This is a genomic window from Pseudomonas sp. ZS1P83 (assembly GCF_054897825.1).
The window spans coordinates 2,284,145-2,306,741 of sequence record NZ_CM142706.1 but is presented as its reverse complement, the minus strand read 5'-3'; the positions used below and the strand labels follow the sequence as shown (position 1 = coordinate 2,306,741).

17 protein-coding genes and 3 pseudogenes are annotated in these 22,597 nt (G+C 57.9%); 12 read left to right on the top strand and 8 right to left on the bottom strand.

Going from position 1 to position 22,597, the window contains the following annotated elements:
• Positions 1-110 precede the first annotated feature (110 nt).
• The 3 genes from ACYZT0_RS11205 to ACYZT0_RS11195 all read right to left on the bottom strand — a co-directional run bounded on the left by ACYZT0_RS11205 (position 111) and on the right by ACYZT0_RS11195 (position 3,985).
• Positions 111-1,412 (bottom strand): NAD(P)/FAD-dependent oxidoreductase, encoded by a 1,302-nt coding sequence (locus tag ACYZT0_RS11205; RefSeq protein ID WP_462045874.1) that lies wholly within the window; start codon positions 1,410-1,412, stop codon positions 111-113.
• Positions 1,409-2,497, bottom strand: a complete 1,089-nt coding sequence (locus ACYZT0_RS11200) for a polyamine ABC transporter substrate-binding protein (RefSeq protein ID WP_462045873.1) — start codon at positions 2,495-2,497, stop codon at positions 1,409-1,411. The genes ACYZT0_RS11205 and ACYZT0_RS11200 overlap by 4 nt, the downstream gene beginning before the upstream one ends.
• Before the next feature lie 129 nt (positions 2,498-2,626).
• On the bottom strand, positions 2,627-3,985 hold the full coding sequence (locus tag ACYZT0_RS11195; RefSeq protein ID WP_046055468.1) for a glutamine synthetase family protein: 1,359 nt from the start codon (positions 3,983-3,985) through the stop codon (positions 2,627-2,629).
• Positions 3,986-4,146: 161 nt separating this feature from the next.
• Between ACYZT0_RS11195 and ACYZT0_RS11190 the strand changes: the two genes are divergently transcribed.
• The 3 genes and pseudogenes from ACYZT0_RS11190 to ACYZT0_RS11180 all read left to right on the top strand — a co-directional run.
• Positions 4,147-5,052, top strand: a complete 906-nt coding sequence (locus ACYZT0_RS11190) for a helix-turn-helix domain-containing protein (RefSeq protein ID WP_462045872.1) — start codon at positions 4,147-4,149, stop codon at positions 5,050-5,052.
• Between the two features lie 83 nt (positions 5,053-5,135).
• Positions 5,136-7,928, top strand: a complete 2,793-nt coding sequence (locus ACYZT0_RS11185; protein ID WP_462045871.1) for an RHS repeat domain-containing protein — start codon at positions 5,136-5,138, stop codon at positions 7,926-7,928.
• Positions 7,929-7,995: 67 nt separating this feature from the next.
• A pseudogene (locus ACYZT0_RS11180) lies at positions 7,996-8,288 on the top strand (helix-turn-helix domain-containing protein); the annotation flags it as partial.
• Positions 8,289-8,290: 2 nt separating this feature from the next.
• Here the strand turns inward: ACYZT0_RS11180 and ACYZT0_RS11175 are convergent.
• Entirely contained in the window at positions 8,291-10,678 is a 2,388-nt protein-coding gene (locus ACYZT0_RS11175; protein WP_462045870.1) for a DUF3772 domain-containing protein, read from the bottom strand.
• Between the two features lie 185 nt (positions 10,679-10,863).
• Between ACYZT0_RS11175 and ACYZT0_RS11170 the strand changes: the two genes are divergently transcribed.
• Complete coding sequence (locus ACYZT0_RS11170; protein WP_462045869.1) at positions 10,864-11,319, top strand: hypothetical protein; 456 nt, start codon at positions 10,864-10,866, stop codon at positions 11,317-11,319.
• On the opposite strand, the gene ACYZT0_RS11165 is transcribed toward ACYZT0_RS11170, so the two are convergent.
• Genes ACYZT0_RS11165 through ACYZT0_RS11155 form a run of 3 tightly spaced genes read right to left on the bottom strand, consistent with a single transcriptional unit; the run spans position 11,304 to position 15,010 of the window.
• Positions 11,304-12,332, bottom strand: a complete 1,029-nt coding sequence (locus tag ACYZT0_RS11165; protein WP_462045868.1) for a DUF2955 domain-containing protein — start codon at positions 12,330-12,332, stop codon at positions 11,304-11,306. The genes ACYZT0_RS11170 and ACYZT0_RS11165 overlap by 16 nt on opposite strands.
• The gene (locus tag ACYZT0_RS11160) at positions 12,322-13,461 is read right to left on the bottom strand and encodes an HlyD family secretion protein (protein WP_462045867.1); all 1,140 of its coding nucleotides are present in this window, start codon (positions 13,459-13,461) and stop codon (positions 12,322-12,324) included. Before ACYZT0_RS11160 ends, ACYZT0_RS11165 begins: the two co-directional genes overlap by 11 nt.
• Positions 13,454-15,010, bottom strand: a complete 1,557-nt coding sequence (locus ACYZT0_RS11155) for an efflux transporter outer membrane subunit (protein ID WP_462045866.1) — start codon at positions 15,008-15,010, stop codon at positions 13,454-13,456. Before ACYZT0_RS11155 ends, ACYZT0_RS11160 begins: the two co-directional genes overlap by 8 nt.
• A gap of 118 nt (positions 15,011-15,128) precedes the next feature.
• Here ACYZT0_RS11155 and ACYZT0_RS11150 point away from each other — a divergent pair, with 118 nt between their 5' ends.
• The 4 genes and pseudogenes from ACYZT0_RS11150 to ACYZT0_RS11135 all read left to right on the top strand — a co-directional run bounded on the left by ACYZT0_RS11150 (position 15,129) and on the right by ACYZT0_RS11135 (position 16,627).
• Positions 15,129-15,653, top strand: coding sequence for a transporter suffix domain-containing protein (locus ACYZT0_RS11150; RefSeq protein WP_462045865.1), 525 nt, complete (start codon positions 15,129-15,131; stop codon positions 15,651-15,653).
• Between the two features lie 242 nt (positions 15,654-15,895).
• Positions 15,896-16,074, top strand: a pseudogene (locus ACYZT0_RS11145) (cupin domain-containing protein); the annotation flags it as partial.
• A 66-nt stretch (positions 16,075-16,140) separates the two neighbouring features.
• Positions 16,141-16,224: pseudogene (locus ACYZT0_RS11140) on the top strand (cupin domain-containing protein); the annotation flags it as partial.
• Between the two features lie 226 nt (positions 16,225-16,450).
• Positions 16,451-16,627, top strand: a complete 177-nt coding sequence (locus ACYZT0_RS11135) for a BPSL0761 family protein (RefSeq protein WP_462046549.1) — start codon at positions 16,451-16,453, stop codon at positions 16,625-16,627.
• Positions 16,628-17,668: 1,041 nt separating this feature from the next.
• Here the strand turns inward: ACYZT0_RS11135 and ACYZT0_RS11130 are convergent.
• Entirely contained in the window at positions 17,669-18,628 is a 960-nt protein-coding gene (locus ACYZT0_RS11130) for a helix-turn-helix domain-containing protein (protein ID WP_462045864.1), read from the bottom strand.
• 285 nt (positions 18,629-18,913) lie between these two features.
• Here ACYZT0_RS11130 and ACYZT0_RS11125 point away from each other — a divergent pair, with 285 nt between their 5' ends.
• From ACYZT0_RS11125 to ACYZT0_RS11110, 4 genes are all read left to right on the top strand, one after another.
• Positions 18,914-19,447 carry a 2,4'-dihydroxyacetophenone dioxygenase family protein gene (locus tag ACYZT0_RS11125; RefSeq protein WP_462046548.1) on the top strand — a complete coding sequence of 178 codons (534 nt, stop codon included), beginning with the start codon at positions 18,914-18,916 and terminating at the stop codon, positions 19,445-19,447.
• A 70-nt stretch (positions 19,448-19,517) separates the two neighbouring features.
• A complete protein-coding gene (locus ACYZT0_RS11120) occupies positions 19,518-20,777 on the top strand; it encodes an MFS transporter (RefSeq protein WP_462045863.1) in 1,260 nt (419 codons plus the stop codon).
• Positions 20,774-21,832 carry a 2,3-butanediol dehydrogenase gene (locus tag ACYZT0_RS11115; protein WP_462045862.1) on the top strand — a complete coding sequence of 353 codons (1,059 nt, stop codon included), beginning with the start codon at positions 20,774-20,776 and terminating at the stop codon, positions 21,830-21,832. Before ACYZT0_RS11120 ends, ACYZT0_RS11115 begins: the two co-directional genes overlap by 4 nt.
• 11 nt (positions 21,833-21,843) lie before the next feature.
• Complete coding sequence (locus ACYZT0_RS11110; RefSeq protein WP_462045861.1) at positions 21,844-22,569, top strand: SDR family NAD(P)-dependent oxidoreductase; 726 nt, start codon at positions 21,844-21,846, stop codon at positions 22,567-22,569.
• Positions 22,570-22,597: the final 28 nt, after the last annotated feature.

The following is a 22,597-nucleotide window of genomic DNA, read 5'->3' as shown; positions in this document are numbered from 1 at the left end:
CCCATGCTCCGCGTGGGAATGCCTCATCGGACGCTCCGCGTCCGCTTCTGGGACGCAGAACGTCCCTGGCTGCATTCCCGCGCAGAGCGTGGGAACGATCAGTTGGGCGGTCAGCCCAGCAGTTCGCGCAGGCGATACCAGAACATGCCGAGCGCCAGCAGCGGGGAACGCAGCATGGGTCCGCCGGGAAAGGTCATGTGCGGCACGGCGCTGAACACGTCAAAGCCCTGACTGTGCCCAACATGGATCGCTTCGCCCAACAGCTTTGCGCACCAGTGGGTCACGTTCAGGCCATGGCCGGAGTAACCCTGGGCGTAAAACACGTTCGGATGCTGGCTCAAGCGCCCGACCTGTGGGAAGCGATTGGCAGAGATGCCAATCTTGCCGCCCCATTGATAGTCGATGCGCACGTTGGCCAGCTGCGGGAAGACCTTGAGCATGTGCGGGCGCATGTAAGCTTCGATGTCCGCCGGATCACGCCCGGAATAATGGCAGGCGCCGCCGAACAGCAAGCGCCGGTCCGCCGAGAGTCGATAGTAATCCAGGCCGACCTTCTGATCGCAGAGCGCCAGATTCTGCGGAATCAATTGCGCTGCAACCTGGGGCGTCAACGGCTCGGTGGCGATAATGTAGCTGCCCGCCGGGAGGACCTTGCCGCTCAGTTTCGGTTCGAGTTCTTCCAGATGAGCGTTACACGCCAGCACCAGACTGCCGGCGCGCACCGTGCCACCGGCACAGCGAACCTGCACGGTGCTGCCATGGATTAACTCCAGCACCGGGCTCTGCTCGAAGATCCGTACCCCGAGAGATTCGGCGAGCCGCGCTTCGCCGAGCACCAGGTTGAGCGGATGCAAGTGACCGGAACCCATGTCGACCAGACCACCGGCATACACGCCGGAGTTCACCACCTGCTGGCGGATCTGCTCTGGCCCGACGAGTCGGGTTTCGTGGGCGTAACCCGATTCGACAAGGCCTTGCTGCTCAGCCTTGAACGCCGCGAACTGCGCTTTGGTATTGGCCAGTTCGCAGAAGCCCCAGCGCAGGTCGCAATCAATCCCGTGTTCGCGGATGCGATTACCTACCAGCTCCACCGATTCCGTGCCCGCACGCTCAAGGTAGCGCACGCCGTCCTCACCGACATAACGGGTGAAACCACTGACGTCATGCCCGATGCCGCGAATCAGCTGCCCGCCGTTACGCCCGCTGGCGCCCCAGCCAATCCGTCGGCCTTCCAGCAAAATCACCGAGAGCCCGCGCTGAGCCAGTTCGATCGCCGTGTTAACGCCGGTAAAGCCACCACCGATCACACAGACATCGGCTTCAAGATCCGCGGCCAGTGTAGGGTAGGGCGCCATGCCATTGGCTGACGCCGCGTAATAGGAGCGAGCATGTTCGTTGCTGTACTGGTTCATTGGTTGGACTTCACTTTGCTCCAGGAACGGGTCATCAAACGCATGATCGCCTGGGGCGGGGTGGTCGATATGTAGAGTTTGTCGAGGACTTCCTGCGGTGGGTAAACCTCAGGGTTGTTGACCAGCTCAGGGTCCATGCCTTGCTTGGACGCCGGGTTAGGGTTGGCGTAACCGACCGACGCGCTGACCTTGGCAATCACTTGCGGGTCTAGCAAGTAGTTGATGAAGGCGTGCGCTTCTTTCTGGTTGCTGGCGTCTGCGGGAACCGCCAACAGGTCGAACCACAAGTTACTGCCTTCCTTGGGAATCGCGTAGGCGATGTTCACGCCGTTCTTGGCTTCCTTGGCCCGATTCGCGGCCTGGAACACGTCACCCGAGTAACCGAAGGCCACGCAAATATCACCGTTGGCCAGGTCCGAGACGTACTTGGACGAGTGGAAGTAGGTGATGTAAGGCCGGATGCTGAGCAGCTTGGCCTCGGCTTTTTTGTAGTCTTCAGGGTTTTCGCTGCGCGGGTCCATGCCCATGTAATTGAGAATCGCGGGGAACACTTCATCGGCCGAATCCATCATCGACACACCGCACTGACTGAGTTTCTTCAGATTCTCGGGTTCAAAAAACACTGCCCAGGAATCAATGTGATCGATGCCCAGCACTTGTTTGACCTTGTCGACGTTGTAGCCGATGCCGTTGGTGCCCCACAGGTACGGGACCGAGTGCTCGTTGCCCGGATCGTTTTTCTCCAGGAGCGCCAGCAATTTCGGGTCGAGGTTTTTAAAGTTGGGCAGCTGCGAACGATCAAGCTTCAGGAACGCGCCGGCCTTCACCTGGCGAGCGAGGAAGTGGTTGGACGGCACCACCACGTCATACCCCGTGCGGCCAGCGAGCAATTTGCCCTCCAGGGTTTCGTTGGAATCGAACACGTCGTAGATCACCTTGATCCCGGTTTTCGCCTGGAAGTCGACGAGGGTGGTCTCGCCAATGTAATCGGTCCAGTTGTAGACGCTGACCGTTGGCTGAGCCTGCGCAACGGCGCTGAACAACGACGCCAACGCGAGCGGAACCACGGATTTCAATAGACGCATATCGACACCTCTTCGAATGATCGTTCCCACGCTCTGCGTGGGAATGCAGCCTGGGACGCTCTGCGTCCCAAAATGGACGCGGAGCGTCCGGTGAGGCGTTCCCACGCAGAGCATGGGAACGATCAAGTGCTAGACGCTGAGCAGCAGGAACTCACGCTCCCACGAGCTGATAACACGCTTGAAGTTCTCGTGTTCGGCGCGCTTGACCGCCACGTAACCGCGGACGAATTTGCTGCCCAGATAACGGCCGATGGTTTCGCACTCTTCCATCTGCGTCAGTGCGTCTTCGATGGTGATCGGCAAGCGCAGATTGCGGCGCTCATAGGCGCGACCTTGCACCGCAGCGCTCGGTTCGATGCGCTCGACCATGCCCAGGTACCCGCACAACAGGCTCGCTGCGATGGCCAGATAAGGGTTGGCGTCGGCCCCCGGCAAACGGTTTTCCACGCGCATTGCATCGGGTGTGGAGGTCGGCACACGCAGACCCACGGTACGGTTTTCTTCGCCCCATTCGACGTTCACCGGCGCCGAAGTGTCCGGCAGGAAGCGGCGGAACGAATTGACGTTGGGCGCGAACATCGGCAGCACTTTGGGAATGTACTTTTGCAGGCCACCGATGTGGTGCAGGAACAGTTCGCTCATCTGCCCGTCGGCATCGGCAAAGATCGGCTGGCCGGTGGCGATGTCCACGATGCTCTGGTGGATATGCATGGCGCTGCCGGGCTCATCGCCAATCGGTTTGGCCATGAAGGTTGCGGTGACATTGTGCTTGAGCGCCGCCTCGCGCAGGGTTCGCTTGAACACGGTGATCTGGTCGGCCAGGTCCAGTGCGTCGCCATGACGGAAGTTGATTTCCATCTGCGCCGGGCCGTCCTCGTGGATCAAGGTATCGAGGTCCAGACCCTGAAGTTCGCACCAGTCGTAAACGTCTTCAAACAGCGGATCGAATTCGTTGGCGGCGTCGATGGAAAACGACTGGCGACCACTTTCCGCACGGCCCGAACGACCCAGCGGCGCCTTGAGCGGCAAGTCCGGATCTTCGCAGCGCTGGGTCAGGTAGAACTCCATTTCCGGCGCGACAATCGGCCTCCAGCCTTTGTCGGTGTACAGCTGCAGGACTTTCTTCAGCACGTTGCGCGGCGACAGCTCGATCGGGTTGCCGAACTTGTCGAAGGTGTCGTGAATCACGATAGCGGTGGGCTCGATGGCCCATGGAATCACGTAAACTGCGTCGGAAACGGGCTTGCAAACCATGTCGATGTCGGCCGGGTCGAGCAGGTCGTAGTAGATGTCGTCGTCGACAAAGTCCCCGGTTACCGTTTGCAAAAGCACACTTTCCGGAAGGCGCATGCCTCGCTCATGCAGGAACTTGTTGGTGGGTGCAATTTTGCCGCGTGCAATGCCGGTCAAGTCGCTGACCACACACTCGACTTCGGTAATCTTGTGATCTTTCAGCCACGTGAGTAGCTGATCGAAAGGGACATTCATAAAGACCTCGTTATTGGTTTTATTAACGCCGGGGAGGCTGGTTTCATCCACCACACACTTCCCCTGTGGCGCGTTGACGACTATCTTGGGCGAGCCTTGACGTTCCATCTATCCACTTTCAGCAGCACCAAAACGCACCAAACGAGTGCGTAAGGTCACCCATGACAACGTGCAACCCCTTACAAGTACATGCGTTCAACACCGCCGACGTGGCCGAGCAAATCCGCGCCACACCGGGTTGGGTGCAGCATTATCAGCAAATGTCGCCGGGGCATTTCGCCGGGCGCGTGCGCTATCTGGACCTGCAAGGTGTGGAGATTTACGAGGAGCACATGAACACGCGGGTCGAACAGAATTTCAGCGCACCCGAAGGCTCGCTGGCGTTCTGTTTCGATCGCAGCGACAACGCGCTGTACGTGTTGAATGGTGAAAGCCGCAACATCTGGATCACCCCAGAGAACTACCAGGAAATCGCCGTGGTGTTCGGTCCGGCGTTCGTTCAGCGTCACGGTTTGAATGTGACCAGGCTCGAAGGCCTGTTCATGGCACCATTGAATTCGGGACAGAACGCGCTGTTCAGTCGCTGGCTCAGCGGGACGTTGACCCGACTGGCGCAGACGCTCGATCCACCGAGCAAGGAAGCGTTGACCCAACAGTTGCTGGAAGACTGCCTGTACATCCTCGACAATGCGTGTGTGTGCCTTGATCGCGGAGGTCTACAGCGCCGCGCCGAAGAGCGATCGGTGATGAAGCGCATCGGTGAGTGGGCGGCTGATGCCCCGGAAGAAACCCTGAACCTGCTGGAGCTTTCGCAGGTCGCCGGGGTGTCACTGCGTCAGTTGCAGCATGCGTTCAAAGCGTATACCGGGATGACCCCGACCCATTGGCTGCGCTTGCGTCGACTCAACAGTGCGCGCCGAGAATTGCTCAGCCGCACGGCCAAGGACACCACGGTGGCAGATGTCGCGATGCGTTGGTCGTTCTGGCATTTAGGAAGATTTTCCAGCAGTTATCGGGCGTTATTTAAGGAATTGCCGAGTGAAACGCTGAAACGATCATGCTGTTGATTTGAGATGTCGATTTTGTACGGTGAATTGACGGAAGCAGCGTTGCGACTAAGCTTTGTGCTGATCTCATGGAGAGTTCAGATATGGCGACTAACCTGCATCATCACACTCCAACAGTCACTGGTTTTGATCCACGCGGACTTACAGTACGCAGCGTCGCCTATTGCAGGAGTCATGCGGACGAACCCAAACAAACAAGGGTTAATCGACAATCCTTTGATGTTTCGGCTCGTTTGATAGCGCAATGGGACCCTCGTTTGTGGGCGCTGACAGAGGAGGGGCACGTTGTTACGCCCAATCTCCAGACCACCTATAACCTGGCACAACAGCCGATCCTCACGCAAAGTGTTGATGCGGGGCAGCACCTGACGCTTTTCGGCACAGCAGGCCAAGTATTGATTAGATGGGACAGTCGTGGCAGCCAATTCTGTCGGAAGTACAATACACAGTTGCGTTTGGTGGAACTGCACGAGCAGGCTTTGGGTGAAACCTTGCGATGCGTAGAACGGTTGCGATATGCAGGAAGTGAAACGGATACGGGAAATAACTTGCGTGGCCAACTCATGCGTCATGACGACTCCGGCGGCAGTCGATGCTGGGAAAGCTACGATTTGTACTTCCAGCCCCAGGCCGAAACTCAACGTTTTCTGAAGGCACCAGATGTTCCAGATTGGTCGGAAAACGAAACTGAACGTGAAACTTGGTTAGAACTGAACCGCTATAGCAGTAGCTGGGTACGGGATGCGCAGGGCGAAATAATCAGCCAAAAAGACGCCAAGGGCAATCTTCAGACTCGGCATTTTACGGTGGCCGGCAAACTTAAAGAAGTCCGGCTGAGCTTGGCCGGTGCGGCAACGCCCCAGTGTCTGGTGGGTTCGATTGTGTACAACGCTTTAGGTCAAGTGTTGTCCGAGACCTCTGGCAACGGAATCCTCGGCAGTGCTGTATACGACCCTGCCAGTGGGCAACTGCAACGCCGGCAAGTCCGCAAATCAACTAATGAACTGCTTCAGGATCTACGATATATCTATGACCCTGTGGGCAATGTTTTACAACAGGAGGATCGGGCGCAGCCCGTGCAGTACCACAAGAACCAGCGCATCGAGCCGTTTTCCACCTACGGCTACGATACGCTCTATCAACTGATTGAAGCCTCCGGCAAGGAAAGCATCCTGGCCTGCGTGGGTCCAGCCCTGCCTGAACTATCTCCCATAGGTGACGCTAGTCGACAGCGGCAATATCGGCAATTCTTTGATTATGATTCCGCTGGCAATATGCTGGAATTGAGACATCAAGCCGGGGATGTGAGCTATCGGCGGAAAATGAAGGTGGCTGAACGCAGCAATCGCAGCCTGTACTGGAAAGAGGGCGAGGCGTCGCCGGATCCCGACTCGGGTTTCGACTTCAATGGTAACCAGTTGGCCTTGCAACAAGGGCAGGAGATGGAATGGTATCTGCGTAATCAATTGAGGCGAGTGAGTCAGGTGTTACGTGAAGAGGCCAGCAACGATGATGAGGTCTATCAATATGACGCTGTTTACAAACGACTACGCAAAATACGAACGACGAAGGCCAAATCTCTGATACATTTAGCCGTCGTGAGCTATTTGCCGGAGCTTGAACTGCACACAAATATGGCTACAGGAGAAATATTCCAGGTCATCAATGTTCAGATCGGAAGCGGTTCGGTGCAGATACTGCATTGGGATTCAGGTCTGCCAGCAGGGTTGGACAATGATCGCTTTCGCTACAATATAAACAATCAATTGGGCAGTATTACGCTGGAATTGGACGAAAATGGCCGTGTCATCAGCCATGAGGAATACCACGCTCACGGGACTAGCGCCTGGTGGGCATCCGGATCTGCTATCGAAGCCAAGTACAAGACAATTCGCTACTCTTGCAGAACACGCGACGCCACTGGTCTTCACTATTATCATTTCCGCTATTATGCGTCCTGGCTGACGCGTTGGATCAGCTCGGATCCTAAGCAAGCAGTTGATGGACTTAACTTATATTGCATGGTGGGTAATAACCCCGTTTCATATAGGGACAGCTATGGACTTAATAAAGAAAAAATTTCTGAGGATCAAATAGTTCCGGAAGAGTTTCGGACGAAAAAAGCTCAGGAAATGGTTGCGAGAATAGGTCAGTATGAACCGGCGCTAACCGCTCTTCTCGACGTTACAACTAAGGAGCTAGGTGCCGAGTTATATGGCCGAGAATATCGCCTTAAAACTCCTGAATCGCTCGCGCAAAAATTGAGTGTGGCTCCGCCTGATCAGATGAATGACGTATTGCGCTATACCATAGGATTTCCTTATGGTGCAGGTGGGAAAATAAGTGAATCTGAACAGCAGGAGTTCGTCCAAGGTGTGGTTAAAGCCTTCTACACCTTAGGGAGTAAAGGTTATAAACCAGTCCTGATTCGAAATACTTTTTTTTCTGAACAAGCCTATCGAGGAGTAAATGCAAATTTTTTACTGCCAGATGGGAAAACAAAATTCGAAATTCAGGTGCATACCGCCCAAAGCTATAAAGTGAAAAGTGAAGGGCACGTTCGGTATGAAGGTATCAGGAACTTAGAGCGCGGCTTTGCAAGTGGGGATTTTGACGATGGGCAAAAGTCGAATATTGAAGCTGAATTAGCCGAAAGAAGAGCAGTGCACAGAGAAGCGTCGGCTATTATTTCTACACCTCAAGGGATCCAGGAATGGGTGTCGAACAAACCTGAATTAAATGGTTTCAAATGGCAAACCTATCGGCTTACCAGCGAGCAACGTCAGTTCTACGGTGAGCGCGTGAAAAATAATATGGCTGTTTATAACGGGACACAGCGCGTTCGAGCACCTTCGAATAGACGTAATTCTGTTTGAATCTTGAGATCCCTCAATAAGCGACGGTAAATGTCGCTTATTGAGGGGCGAATAACATATAACTTTGGCTGATGCCCCGGAAGAAACCCTGAATCTGTTGGAGCTTTCGCAAGTCGCGGGGTGTCACTGCGTCAGTTGCAGCATGCGTTCAAAGCGTATACCGGGATGACCCCGACCCATTGGCTGCGCTTGCGTCGACTCAACAGTGCGCGCCGAGAATTGCTCAGCCGCACGGCCAAGGACACCACGGTGGCAGATGTCGCGATGCGTTGGTCGTTCTGGCATTTAGGAAGATTTTCCAGCAGTTATCGGGCGTTATTTAAGGAATTGCCGAGTGAAACGCTGAAGCTCAGTCGTTAATGTCATGGCGCAGGAACAGGCTTGGCCAACTCGATGCCGGCCGCACTCAATCGCTTCAGGATCTCAAAGAGCAGATCGCTCTTGGTCGTACTGACAATCCTTGGGCTGCTGACATAGCCGGTGATGGTTAATGTGATGCCTTCAGGACTCAGATTGCTGAATCGAACAACGGGGGCGGGTTTGTCGAGGATGGTTTCATGTTCGCAATAGGCGGTGTACAGCAGGGTTTTGACTTGCTCGGGGTCGATATCCAGAGGGAACACCAGTTCGAGTGTCGCCACCCCTTGGGCGCTACCGCCCAAGGTCACATTGCGCAGGTTCTGGGAAATCAGCTGGGAGTTGGGGACGATCACGATCGAGCGATCACTGAGTTGTATCTCGGTGGCCCTTACATTAATTCGCCGGATATCACCTTCGACCCCGCTGATGCTGATCAGGTCGCCGACCTTGACCGGACGCTCGGTGAGCAGGATTAACCCGGATACGAAGTTCTTGACGATCTCCTGCAAGCCGAAGCCGATCCCCACCGACAACGCACTGACGATCCAGGCCAGATTCGTCCATTTAACGCCCAATGAAGACAACGCCAGCAGAATGACCAGTGCATACCCGATGTTACTGAACAGGGTGCTTAGTGACGCACCCATGCCGGGGTCCATGTCGGTTTTCGGCAGGAACTCGTTATCCAGCCATCTGCGCAGCGATCGAATCAGGTAGATACCGATCAACAGTGCCAGGAGCGCATTCAGCAGATTTCCCGGGATGATATTCAACTTGCGCAAGCCATCGCCGCCAAGAATCGCTGAAACCCTGTCTGTCAGTTGTCCAAAGGTCGCTCCAATCCCCCCCACAAACGTTGTAATCACGGCAATTAACAGTAATGCCACCCTGCCAATACCCGACACAACAACCTCGATTTGTTCAAGCCGTACGTCGCCGATACCCAGCAGCTGTTTGATCGCCTTGCCGCTTGGGTGCTTTGGAGAAAACAGGTAATCACACAGGTCCCTGAACAACTGCGTCAGCAAATAGAAGCTGGCAATAACGATATAGAGCCAGACAATTTCGTAAGTGATGAATCGGGCCAGGGAGATGTAACCGACCAGGAGGCCAATAATCGAGATCAAAACCGCGAGGCTAACGCCGCTGTAAATCAGACCCGCCAGCGTAGTGCCTGATTCAGGGGCTTCCCCGGCAATGACCATCGCTCGGCGGGTTTTATTGGTCCGCAGCAATAACGCGCCAATAATCAAGATGACGACTAATGCCACGACGCCCCGGCTGAAGAGCACTACCTGCGAACTCATACCCGTCGCATTGGTTATTTGTACCAGCGATATGAGTATCAGCATTGATCCGGCCAGCAGCGCCGGAAAAGGGCTTATCGAAAGCGCCACTTCATCGGCTATGCCAGGCAACCGCCATGAGGGATTGCGTTTAGACAGCAGGGCCCGACTCAGGCCGATAATCATGGCGCAGGCATAAGCGACCTTCTCGACATCGTCAAAATAGCCTTGCAGTGGTTGCGGCAATGGTTGAAGCCGGGTAGCGGCAATAGAGATGAGCTGTATTGCGCAACCTGCGCTCAACAGCGTGGCGAGCACCGTCGCTATCGCCAATGAACTTCTGCGCAGTCGACCTTCCGGTAGTCGATGGATGCAGATCCATGTCAAGCCACGCTCAGCCAGTCTTCGCCCCGGCGTCCAGAAGGCCAGGGCCAGCATTAACAACGTGACGGTCATAACACGCCGGCCGGGTTGCCAGACGGACTGAGCGACACTTATAGACTGGTCGATTAAAAACGTCAGACGGTTTTTATCCTCCTCCAGTGGAGAAAACAGCGGTGACCAGAACCGGGGGTTGAGGAGACTGGCGGTGCGCTGGGCCAGTTCGGTTTCCAGTTGAGTACGCCGAATGCTGGCTATCTGAGTGATGAGGTTAGTAGCGCCTTCCTTGATGGCCTGCAGTATTTTGAGATCGTCATCCACCTTGTCTTTTTGTGCGGTGAGATAGGACCTCTGCTTCACGAGATCAGCCTTTTCCATAGCAAAGCTACTAGGGGATGCAGTCCCGAGCACACTGAGTTGCCCTTGCAATTGCGCCTGCTCGGGGAGTAACACAGTCGCCAACTTGTCCGCATCACTGAAGAGCAATTGAACGTTGTCCTGAAAACCTACCAACTGGGTGAAGTTACTGGTCAGTGACACCTGCTGTTTAAGGTTGTCCAGCCTTAATTGCAGTGCTTCCAGATCGCTCTTTGACACGGTAGTGGTTGAACTGGCTTCGGCGCTGCTTGGAGGTATTGCTATTTCGTCTGCCGACAGCAAGCCGATGGTCGGCCCCAGCAGCGCAAACACAATGAACATGAGTAACTTCAATGCAGGACGCATAGGTATGCCCCGGCGACTTTAGCCATTCAGGTTAGGTCATGGCTTGCACCGCCGCGAAAAATTGTTACTCGACGGCATAGTCCCGGTGGAGTGAGGGGCGAGGAGGGGTGATCTACAATCTTCTGTGTTGAGCCCGGTTCAGAATCATGGTGTGTGGAGTAGCAAAGGCTCTTTAGGAGGTCATCATGAGAACGTTGTCGTCAATTAGCCTGTGCATTGCATTGTCGGTTTCCTCGACCCAGGGATGGGCGGAAACGGTCGTGCCGATGAAAGGGCAGAATTCGCAAAAAACTCAATTGGACATCACCGATTGCCACAACATCGCGGCCAGTCAGAGCGCGTCGATTGCACCGCCTCCTGCCGGTGGAAGGCTGAAGGGAACCGCTGTGGGCGCTGCCGCAGGGACCGCGGCGGCGCAGGTGCGCGGCCGTCAGCATGACGAGTTTTATGACCGCGTCGATGATGACGTGAAGCAGGACTATCGCCAGAACCAGGCAAAAGGGACGGCGGCAGCGGGCGCGGTGGTCGGAGGCTCACGCCAGCGTCAGGAGCGCCGGGCACAGCAGAAAACCAGTGCCGCGACCAGTTCAACGGCCTACTCAAGCTGCCTGCAAGTGAAGGGATATCAGGTTAACCCTTGAGCGTCATTTGGCTGCGGCTGATCGAGCAAATGCACCATCAGACAGGCATACAGCGTCACGGCGATGAACAAGCCCATGCGCACGGCAAACGCGGTATAAACGTCCTTGCCCGCGGCACTGTCCTGAACCGACTGGCCCAGCAGGATAATCAGCGTGACCAGGCTGTTGAGCCAGAACCCGGGGCTTAATCGCGTCGGGCTCAGGGCATAGAGCTTGCGCGCCAACATCAGGCCGAACAGCAGCATCCACAGAAAGAACATCCACAGATGTACAAACAGGCTGAGGGCACACCAGAACAGTATGGCCAGCAAGCCACCGAGCAACGTTGAACCGACCAGTTCACGACCGGCATGGCGTGTGGTCGTCGTCGAGCTTTGCTGACCCAGACTGACTGCCTTCAAGATGATCGGCAGATAGCTGGCCGGATCGATCAGCGCCAGCAGGAATGTCGGCAGCACGATCAGGGTGGCACGCAGCGCCACCCGCCCGACGTCTTCGGCCGGCAGGAGTGGGGCGGCCGGTGGTGACGGGGCATTGATCGGCTCGGGAAACAGCCAATGACTGAGTGCCAGCACTATGACGGCCAGGAGCAACCCCTTGACCAACGCACCGATGACCATCGCGGCTAAATCAAAATCCACCACACCGGCCGAAGAGATCATGGTCAGGCCAATCACAAGAAAAGTGACGATCAGGTTGTTACCGCCACGCAGTCCAAAACGGAAAGCCAGGAACAGACTGGCGCCAATCAATAGCACGCCGCTGAAGGGGTAATAACGCAGGATCGGGATCAATAACAGGCCGATGCCAGTGGTCAACATCGGGGTCAGTGCGAGCACCACTCCAGCCTTGAATGGCAGTGCACGATTGAGCGTGGCCAGCAGCAGCAAGCACAGCACTGGCGCGATAAACGGGATCGGCAAACCCAGGCCGAAACTGATTGCCAGGCACAGTGCCGTGCCTGTGGCGAGGCGCAGTGCGCGTTGAACTCGGGGAGTGCGTTCAGTAGGCATAGGACAGCCAGCTCATCAGTCCCAGGAACACGCGACCGAGCGGGTTGAGCGGGTTGCCCTGGGTGGGGAAGGCCATGACTTCGGCCTGCCCACCGGCACGGATGGCGCGACTGTCACGCAGTGTGTTCATTGACTCAGCAGAAAATTCGATAATCACCGGGAAGCGCTGTGCCGGACGCAGCCAGTCGCGGCTGTTCTGCACACTGGGCAACGTGCCGGGCGCAGGCGTCTGACCCACGCTGACTCCGTAGCCGACACTGCGCACGCGGCCCTCGAAAACCTGGCCGGGCAGCGCATCCAGTGCAATCGCCACCACAGTATCGGGCTTCACCAGGCCCAGGTTGTTCTCGGTCATGTCCGCACTGATCCACACATCGCGGATGGCGATCAGGGTCATGACCGGGCTACCGGCAGCAGCGAATTGGCCAACGTCAGTACGCAGGTCCGTGATCAGGCCGGCCGAGCGCGCGCGAATCTGCGTATTGGCCAGATCCAGTTCGGCTTTTGAGAGCGCCGTGGCGGCGCTGCGCAGCAGGGCGTTCTCTTCGTCGCTGCCACCTTCCTGCTCTTGCGCACGATGAATTTCGGCACGGGCGGCGGCCACTTGGCTGACCGCCTGTTCATGGTTGGCGCGGGACACTTCAAGCAGGCGCACGGATACGGTACCCGGGTCTTCGCGATACAAACCTTCAAGACGCTGATTGTCCTGCCGGGCCTTACGTTCGTTCGCCTGAGCAGCACGCAACGACGCTTGCGCCGACGCGATTCCGGCAGTGCTGGCACCGATCTGCCGGCGTGTCGACTCAAGGTCAGCGCGCGCGCGATCGACGGCAATCTGATAGGGCTGAGAATCCACCTCAAAAAGGACTTCGCCGGCCTTGACGTCTTGGTTGTTTCGCACGTTTACACGGGTCACTCGTGCCGCCACTTCCGCGGCCACCGGAATCACAAAGGCCCCCACCCGTGCCTGCTGCGTATAGGGTGTGAAGCGGTCCGCCAACAGGTACCAGGCCAGGCTCAGGATGATCAATAGCAACACCCACTTGATGCCTTTTTTCGCCGAGTCGGGGGCCGGCGCTGGCGCCTTGGAGATGGGCGCGTCGGGGGAGGGCTGCGCGGCTTCACTCATCTTTTTTTACCTTCTGTGGGATGGGAAAGGCTGGCTGCGCAGCGGTAGGCTCATTCAGAAGGTCGCCCCAGTCCGTGCGTTTTTCCATCTGCTCGCGGGTAATGTCGTCAACTTTTGGCTGAGCGCTGTACCAACCGCCACCCAGGGATTTGTACAGGGCAATCACGTTGCTCACCGCGTTGCTGCGAGCGATCAGGTAGTTGTCCTGCTGTTCGAGCAACGCGCGCTGCGCATCCAGCACCCGCTGGAAGTCCGAATACCCTTCGCGGTATAGCGAGCTGGCCAACACCAGCGAGCGCTTGGCTGCCACTTCGGCCTCACGCAGGATTTGTTCACGCTCCAGTGATTTGATCAGGCCGCTGGCGGCATCGTCAGCTTCGCGTGCAGCCTGACGAACCTTGTCGCGGTAGGCCTCGATCAGTTGCTGCAAACGGGCATCCTGCACGCGCACGTTGTTGCTGATCTGGCCGTGGTCGAACAGGTTCCAGCGCAGACTGGGGCCGCCGATCAGGTCCAGGCTTTTGGAGGTGCCCTTCAGCGTGTCGGCCGACCAGACGATGCTGCCCAACAAGGTCAGCGACGGGTAGAAATCGCTTTCGGCCACGCCGATCAGCGCCGACTGGGCCGCGACATTGAGCTCGGCGGCGCGCACGTCGGGCCGACGCAGCAGCAAATTGGCCGGTACATCCTGCAGCACGCCACGGTCGACCAGCGGGATCAATCCTTCATTCTCGATCAGCTGCGGCAGTGCGCCGGGCGGCTGACCGATCAATACGGCTAACGCATTGCGGGTGCGCAACAACTGGTCTTCGAGATTGGGGATGGTGCTCAGCGTGCCAAGGTACTGGGTCTTGGCTTGTTGCAGGTCGAGCTCGGCAGTCTGACCGCGGTTGAACAACTTCTCGGTGATCTCAAAGCTGCGTTTCTGCTGCCTGGCGTTTTCCCGGGCGACGCGCAAACGCGCTTCGGTGGTGCGCAGCGAGAAGTAGGTGTCGGCCACTTGCGCCCGCAACAACACGAGCACGTCTTCATAGTTGGCCTGGGCGGCGAAGTAACTGGCATCGGACGACTCGATGGCGCGACTGAAGCGTCCCCAAAAGTCCAGCTCCCAGCCAACATCAAAACCGGCACTGTATTGCCAGAAATGCCTGTCCTGCGGATTGCTGCCGCCCGTTTGTTTTCGATTGAAGTACAGACTATCGGCGCTGGCCTGCTGCAGTTGCGGGTATAGCCCGCTTTGGGCGATGCCCAACTGGGCACGGGCTTCTATCACGCGCAGGCCGGCGATCTTAAGGCTGGCGTTGTGAGCATCCGAGTCGGCAATCAGGTGGTTGAGAACCGGATCGGCGAAAACTTGCCACCACTGACGCAGATCCGGGTTAAGCCCACGTTGGTTGGATTGCTGGAGGGCAGGGGTGTTCCAGTGCTTGACCCATTCTTCGCCGGGCGACTGGAAGTCCGGGCCCAGCCGTACGCAACCACTGATGCCGAATACACCCAGCAGCAGGAGCTGGCCTGGCCGAATCAGCAGGGATCTACTTGGATGCATTACGCATTTCCCGACCAACGAAGATCACTGGAGCATAGCCGCCCGAATCGACAGGCGGCTGCTACGCTTTTTAAGCTCCTTCAAATCTACTGCGGTCGGCTAAAAAGGTACGACGATCATGAATACCACCCAGGGCAGTGTTGAACCTCATTCAGCCGGTTGGCGCTTCAAAGGGGGCATAGCCATTATCTGCTTGATGTTGGGGTCCTGGCTGATGGTGCCGGTCGCAGCAGCGGCCGGTGTACCCGGCTCAAAGGTCGCTGCGCTGACCGGCGTGCTGTTCATCAGCAACAAAGTCCTGCTGATTCTCGTTATCACCATCATGGGCAAGTCAGGTTTCCAGCAATTGAAACGCAGCGTGTTCGGTTACGTGTCCACGCTCGTGCCCAAACCCGATCTCGAAGTGGGGCCGGTTCGTCATCGAGTCGGCATCGTCATGTTTTGTTTGCCGCTGATCTCATCGCTGCTTGAACCCTACATCGACAACCTTTGGCCTGGACTCAGACCCAACCTCTGGCAGCTTCAAGCGCTGGGGGATGCGATGCTGATCGGTAGCTTTTTCGTGCTGGGGGGAAACTTCTGGGAGAAGGTGCGCGCCTTGTTTATTCGCACCGCTCGTGTCGCAAACACGAGTGCGGTGTGAAAAATATCGACATAGCGGCTGTGGGCGAGGGCAATACCGTGCGTCCCGACTCTAATAGCTAGCTCTACTAAATAGCTCTTTAACATAGTTAATATTAATTGATGCTGTATGGCTGATAGAGTGCAAGTATTTTGTGAGTGCTATTTCAAGGCTGGAGACCAATCAAAATGACTGGCAATACCTTTGATAGTCCCAGTCCCAGTCCCAGTCCCAGCCCCAGCGTTGAGGCAGTGGTCTGAGCACTGGACCTGGAACCCCACATGGAGGGCGGTTTCTACCGCAAAACCTTTCAATTCGATAACCATGCGATGGTCGCAACCGCGGGCGGTCAGCGCCACCTGATGACATCCATTTATTACTTGCTGACTAAGGATTCGCCGATAGGTCATTTTCATCTGACCAATCGGACATCGTGCATTACTACCGATGGGCAGCGATCTCACGCCGGACACTGTTTGCAGTTATAAGTGCCTGGTGGAGCCTTACAAATGGATTGGCGGGATTCGGTCTGATCAGTGAATCGGTTTCACCAGGATTTGATTTTGCGGATATGGAGTTGGGCAGTCGCTAGAAGCTTGATCGCTTTAGAATCTGAGTGTAACCGGGCTAATCTTGAAATATCTTGTTACGTGTAATGTATATTATGTTAAACGAGGTGCCATGTTAAATATGTTCATGAGCGTGCCTTGATACCCTCAGCGCTCCGAACTAGATCTGTGTTTTTTTGCGAAGTAAAGATTGGAATTCGAGACCCTGCCCTATAAATGAATAATTAGTTCGCGTATCTCAGTGCGGTTCTGCAGACGCGTAAGTTTTTAATTAAACTTTCTCACGACAAAGCGCTGCCCGATCGAGTGCGATCTGATGCAAAGCACTTGTTACGTCATTTTCCTACGGTTGATGACATGATCCTGGCCGGGAGTACCGAGAGCTGCTCTCGAGGGATCTTGTCGAGCCGGTTTTCAGCACAATGATTGACGGCTAAATATTGCTGCAATCGATTTGCTATCCGCTGAGTCAGTAAGTAGATACATATCTAACTTTGAAGGTTTCGAGATGAGCATGAGCCAGAAATCTCTGTCACAGAGGAGTAATTCGAGGAAAAGGCGAAGAGTCTTGGAAGTAGAATGACTGCAAATCAGCGTCGCGTCATGAAGGCGGCGAAGAAGCTAGGAAGGGATCTCGACCCAGTTGGGCTTATGGCAGGCTCGATGAAAAACTCGAGGTAGACGTACTGTAGCGGGAAGCGGTCGGTTGTCACTTCATCTGCTGGATTTACCGAAGACTGGTACCCTCTCCCTCTCCTTGGCGTCCGCCGCTGATGACCTCGCGTACTTACCATACTGATGGCTGACGATGATTTAGCCCATGAGCGTACGCGGTTTATCGTGGCGACGCTGTTTGCAATGTGCTTCCTGCACTTTCAAACGCACCAGAGAAGCTCCCCGGAGGATGGCGGTATTCGGTGCCCTCTCGCTATTGGTGACCGCAACCCTGATGTCTCGTTTGGCGAAGCGACCAGACAGCAGGGAGCTGTTAGCCGAACAAGACCTCTGAGCGACATCAGCAGGAACCGCCCCGATTGGACGAGCTCGCCGCCTCTCGTCAGTTCTACTGACCCAATGCGCAGTGGTACAGAGGCTGTTGCCGCATAATAGATGGACACACGATTTATTGCGGCAAGACGATGCCAATGCTCAGACCATAGTCTGAATGCTCGATACCGAATGTCCGTCGTGAGCTTGAGCAGGAAGCCAAGGATTTCGCCTGCTACCCCGTCGGGCGTCTTCAGCGTTGTCCACAGTCGAGAACGCGATCCTGCCGCCCCATCGCTCATGATTCCCAAACGGCCAGGATATTCTTGTATACACCCTTCAGGTCACACGGCGAAAAAGCTTAGGCTAGAAGCGCGTTAGAAAAAAGGGACGCGTTGGCGCGGGGAGTCAATTTGGCCAGTGTCCGCCAAGACCTTCGAAGGGAAATGCCAACAACTTTGCTTCCGGTTCCGATCACATCTAGCGGGCGCGCGCCTCGCTGGGGGTCATTCCGAAGCGCCCCTTGAAGGCACGGGCGAAATGCGCCTGGCTGGAAAATCCGTGGCGATAGGCTATCTCGGCGATGTCCAGGCGCCCTCCCTGGGGCGAGGCAAGCAACTGGCGGGCGCGCTCAAGGCGCTTCTCCTGCAAGTAGCGACTGGGCGCCGCGCCCTCCTGGGCGAACAGCCGAGCCAAGTGGCGGCTGGAGATGCCGGCGGCGGCGGCCACTTGTTCACAGCTCAGCGACGGGTCGTCGAGGTGTTCCTGGATGTGCTGCTTGGCCGCCAGCAGATAGGAGGCGCTCAGCGCACTGGCCCGATGCTCGCCGGTGTGGTCGCTGATGATGCTCGCCAGCAGGTTGTAAGCTTCTTCCTGGAAGCGTCCGGCGCCGTCTTCCCGCGGCGCGTCGAAAAATCCCTGGGTGCGTTCGCCAAGGGAGCGCACCAGCAGGCGCTGCACCGGGGTCTCGGCACCGATCTTCAGCGGCCCCTTAAAGTCGCGCAGACAGCGCTCGGCGAAGTCATCCTGGGGAATGTCGAAGATGAACTGGCGCATCGGTCCCGAAAAGCCGAATACGTAGGGCTTGTCGGTCCGGTAGATCACCAGTTCGCCCGGCTGTAGCAAGTTGCAGCCGTTGTCCTGGTAGAAGAACGACTGGTTGCCCAGGACCAGGGACACGAAGATCGACTCCTTGGGAACCGCCCGGACCATCGAGCGGTCGCGTTCCACCACGTGCTCGTTGCCGCCGATGCTGGCCACCCGTAGGCGTTCGAGACACAAGTTGTCCTGGGTCGCGGCGAAGCCGAACTGGGAGTACGACGAACATTTCAGGCCAACCAGGATGGAGGCGTTGTAGTTCTCCCAGAACTCCAGGCGCTGTTCCAAGGGAGTGTCCTGGGTGCTGGCTCGTCGGATTTCGAGCAAGGCATTTGCGGGCATTTTTATTCTTCTCGTTGAACGCTACGTGGACCTCCCGGATTTCAGGCAAGGCGTCCGGGTCAAGCCGCCGACGTTTCTCGATCGGCAGGAATGTTCGGTGGCGTACAAACATTAATATCTTAATCAAGGCCGCCGTCAATCGCCCGCATGATCGACGGCAGGGAGCTGCGTCGCTCCCGTACTAGCGATGTCCGAAAAAGGTAAGCATCCCGGCCGCCAGGGTCAAACCCGCTCACCTGGTCCTAGTTATATTCGTCTCACCAATAACAACGTCAGATGCCAATCATGCCCGAAGCCGCCAGCCGTGAATTCTGGAAAGACCTGCAACCCATCCCCAACTGCTTCAAGCCCGACGCGAAGCCGGAAGTCTACCTGCACAACGCGCCGACCGAGGACGATAGCCTCTACGTGCCCTTCACCGAAACCGTGAAGTCGCGGCCGCTGTGGATCTCGCCGAGCGAGAACCGCTGGTGCGACATCCTGATGGCGACGACTGCGGGCTTGGTCAACCGCCACTACCACCCTCACGAGGTGTTCGCCTACACCATCAGCGGTAAGTGGGGCTACCTGGAGCATGACTGGACCGCCACCGCTGGCGACTTCGTCTACGAAACACCCGGCGAAGGCCATACCTTGGTTGCCTACGAGCACGAAGAGCCGATGCGCGCGTTCTTCATCGTCAAGGGCCCGCTGATCTGGCTCGACGAGAAGGGTAACCCTGATGGTTTCTTCGACGTCCACGACTACATCGCGATGTGCCGCGAGCACTACGAGAAGATCGGCGTCGGCGCCGCTTATATCGATTCCCTATTCCGCTGACCGGAGGCGCGCGCCGCTCCTTACCGACGCGCCCTCCCTGCTGGCCGGCCAACCCGGCCTGGAGACCGACATGGCACATAATAAAAAATCCGCCAGTTACGAAAACGTCCTCCTCAGCGTGCTGTTCCTGACCTTCGGATTCGTCTTCTTCGACCGCCTGGCGCTGTCGTTCCTGTTCCCCTTCATGCAGAAGGAGCTGCAACTGAGCAACAGCCATCTAGGCATGCTCTCCTCAGTGCTCGCCCTGGCCTGGGCGGTGTCCGGCGCGCTGGTCAGCGCCTGGTCAGACCGCCGCGGCCAGCGCAAGCCGCTGCTAGTCGCTGCGGTGATCCTGTTCTCACTGTGCTCGGCGCTGTCCGGGCTCGTTGGCGGCTTCTTCAGTCTGCTGCTGTTTCGCGGCATCATGGGCCTCGCCGAGGGACCGATCCTGCCGCTCTCGCAGTCGCTGATGGTGGAGGCCTCTTCACCGCATCGGCGCGGTCTGAATATGGGCCTGCTGCAGGGTTCGGCGGCTGGCCTGCTAGGTGCGGTCATTGGCCCGCCGTTGCTGGTAGCCCTGGCCGAAGCCTTTGGTTGGCGCCATGCCTTCATTGTCTCACTGCTGCCAGGACTGCTAATCGCCTGGCTGATCTGGCGCTATGTGCGCCCGGACCCAGCCCGCGAAAAGGTGCCGGCAGTCAGCGCAGACGCTCCGAAAGGCAGTCGCCTGGCGTTGTTGAAGAGCCGTAATATCCTGCTCTGCACCCTGATCAGCTGCGTGTTCGTCACTTGGTTCATCGTGCTGATCTCCTTTACCCCGATCTTCCTGGTTAACACCCGCGGCTTCAGCCCGGCCACCATGGGCAAACTGATGAGCTGCTTGGGCGCCGCATGGGTGGTCTGGGGCTTTGCCGTGCCAGCGATCTCCGATCGCATCGGCCGCCGGCCGACCCTGGTGATCTTCTCCCTGCTCGCTGCCTGCTGCCCATTGGCCATGCTCTACGCACCGGACGCCACCAGCCTTGGCCTGCTGTTGCTGCTGACTTACACCGGGCTCGGCTGCTTCACCCTCTTCATGGCCACCATTCCGGCAGAGACCGTGTCGCGCGCAGTTGTTGCCACTGCCCTCGGCCTGATCATGGGGTTGGGAGAACTGATCGGCGGCTTCGTCGCGCCCACCATCGCGGGCTTCGCTGCTGACCGCTTCGGCCTGTCCATCGTCATGTGGATATCCTGCGGCGGCGCCCTGCTCGCCGCCGTCCTCTCGCTGTTCCTCCGAGAAACCGCGCCGGCCGTACTCGCTCGCCGCGGTGGTCCGGTTACCACCGTTATGCAAGGAAACCAACCATGAAAGCACTGCGCTGGCATGCTGCTCGCGACCTGCGCCTGAGCGACCTGGAACTCCAGAGACCGGGCACTGGTGAAGTCGAACTACGGGTCGCCTACTGCGGAATCTGCGGCAGCGACCTGCACGAATACCAAGACGGACCGCACTCGATTCCCCAAGCCGAGCCCCATCCCCTCTCTGGCTGCCGCGCGCCGCTGACCCTCGGTCACGAGTTTTGCGGCGTGGTCAGCGCCCTAGGCGCCGGCGTCGTGGACCTAAAGGTCGGCGACCGGGTAGCGGTAGAGCCGGAATACCGCTGCGGCGAATGCCGCTACTGCGGGGAAGGCCGTTACAACCTCTGCGAGTCGATGGGCTTCATCGGCCTGATGGGGGACGGCGGATTCGCTGAACGGGCACGGGTGCCGGCCTACATGCTGCACCGCCTGCCGGAGACTGTGAGCTTCCGTCAGGCAGCCGTGCTCGAACCGGCTGCCGTCGCCCTGCACGCCTTGCGCCGCAGCAGCCTGGCGCCCGGGCAACGCTGCGTGGTGTTCGGCCTCGGCCCGATCGGTTTGCTGCTGGTGATGCTGGCCCGCCTTCGCGGCGTGGACGACATCACCGCCGTCGACCTCAGCCCGGAACGCCTGGCCCTGGCCGGTGAATTCGGCGCCACCCAGGTGCTCGACGCCAGAGACGGCGACGTCGCAGCGCGGTTGCGAGAAGACGGCGCCATGGATTGCGCCTTCGAGGCGGCCGGCAGCCAGGCCAGTCTCGACGCCGCCCTGGCCAGCCTGCGCAAGGGCGGCGAGTTGGTTCTGGTGAGCCTTATGGGCGAGGTCCGGCTGGACGCCTTCGACCTTGTCAACCGCGAGCTGCGCCTGCTTGGCAGCGTCGGCTACCGGGACGTCTATCCCGAACTGATCGCCCTGATCGCCGACGGCCATCTGGACCTGGCCCGTGCGGTGACTCGCAGCGTATCCCTGGAACAGGCGGTGGAACAAGGTTTCGAAGCGCTGCTGCGGGACAAGTCGCAGATCAAAATACTGGTCAACCCCAATCCGGCCCTGGCCGACGCCTAAAGGAGCAACCCATGGTTTTTCAGGACAATCTCTATTCTCACCAGCAGGTGCTGGTCACCGGCGGCACTTCCGGCATCGGTGCCACTATTGCCGTCCATTTCGCCGAGCTCGGCGCCGAGGTCCTGGCTCTTGGCTTGGCCGCTGACGGCGAACACGCACTACGCCACCCGCGGGTCCGGCACCTAGAACTGGACATCACCGACCACCAACAACTGGAGCAGGTGTTCGCCGAACTGCCGGGGCTGGACGTGCTGGTGAACAGCGCCGGCATCAGCCGCGACCGCGACGAATACGACTTGGCGACCTTCGAGCGTGTGCTGCGCCTTAACCTGACCGCCGCCATGCACGCCAGCCAGTTGGCCCGACCGCTGCTGGCGAAACGGGGCGGAAGCATTCTCAACATCGCGTCCATGTTCAGCACCTTCGGCTCAGCCGATCGCCCGGCTTACAGCGCCAGCAAAGGTGCCATCGTGCAACTGACGAAATCGCTGGCATGCGAGTACGCCGCCGAAGGCATTCGGGTCAATGCCATCGCACCCGGCTGGATCGACACGCCGTTGGGTGCCGGCCTCAAGGCTGACGTCGAAGCCACCGATCGGATCATGCAACGTACACCGCTGGCGCGATGGGGCGAGCCGGTTGAAGTGGCCAGCGCCGCCGCGTTTCTTTGCGGCCCCGGCGCCAGCTTCATCACCGGCGCCGTGCTGGCGGTGGATGGCGGATACCTCTGCGTCTGACGCCTTACCGAAACGGGCCAGCCATAGC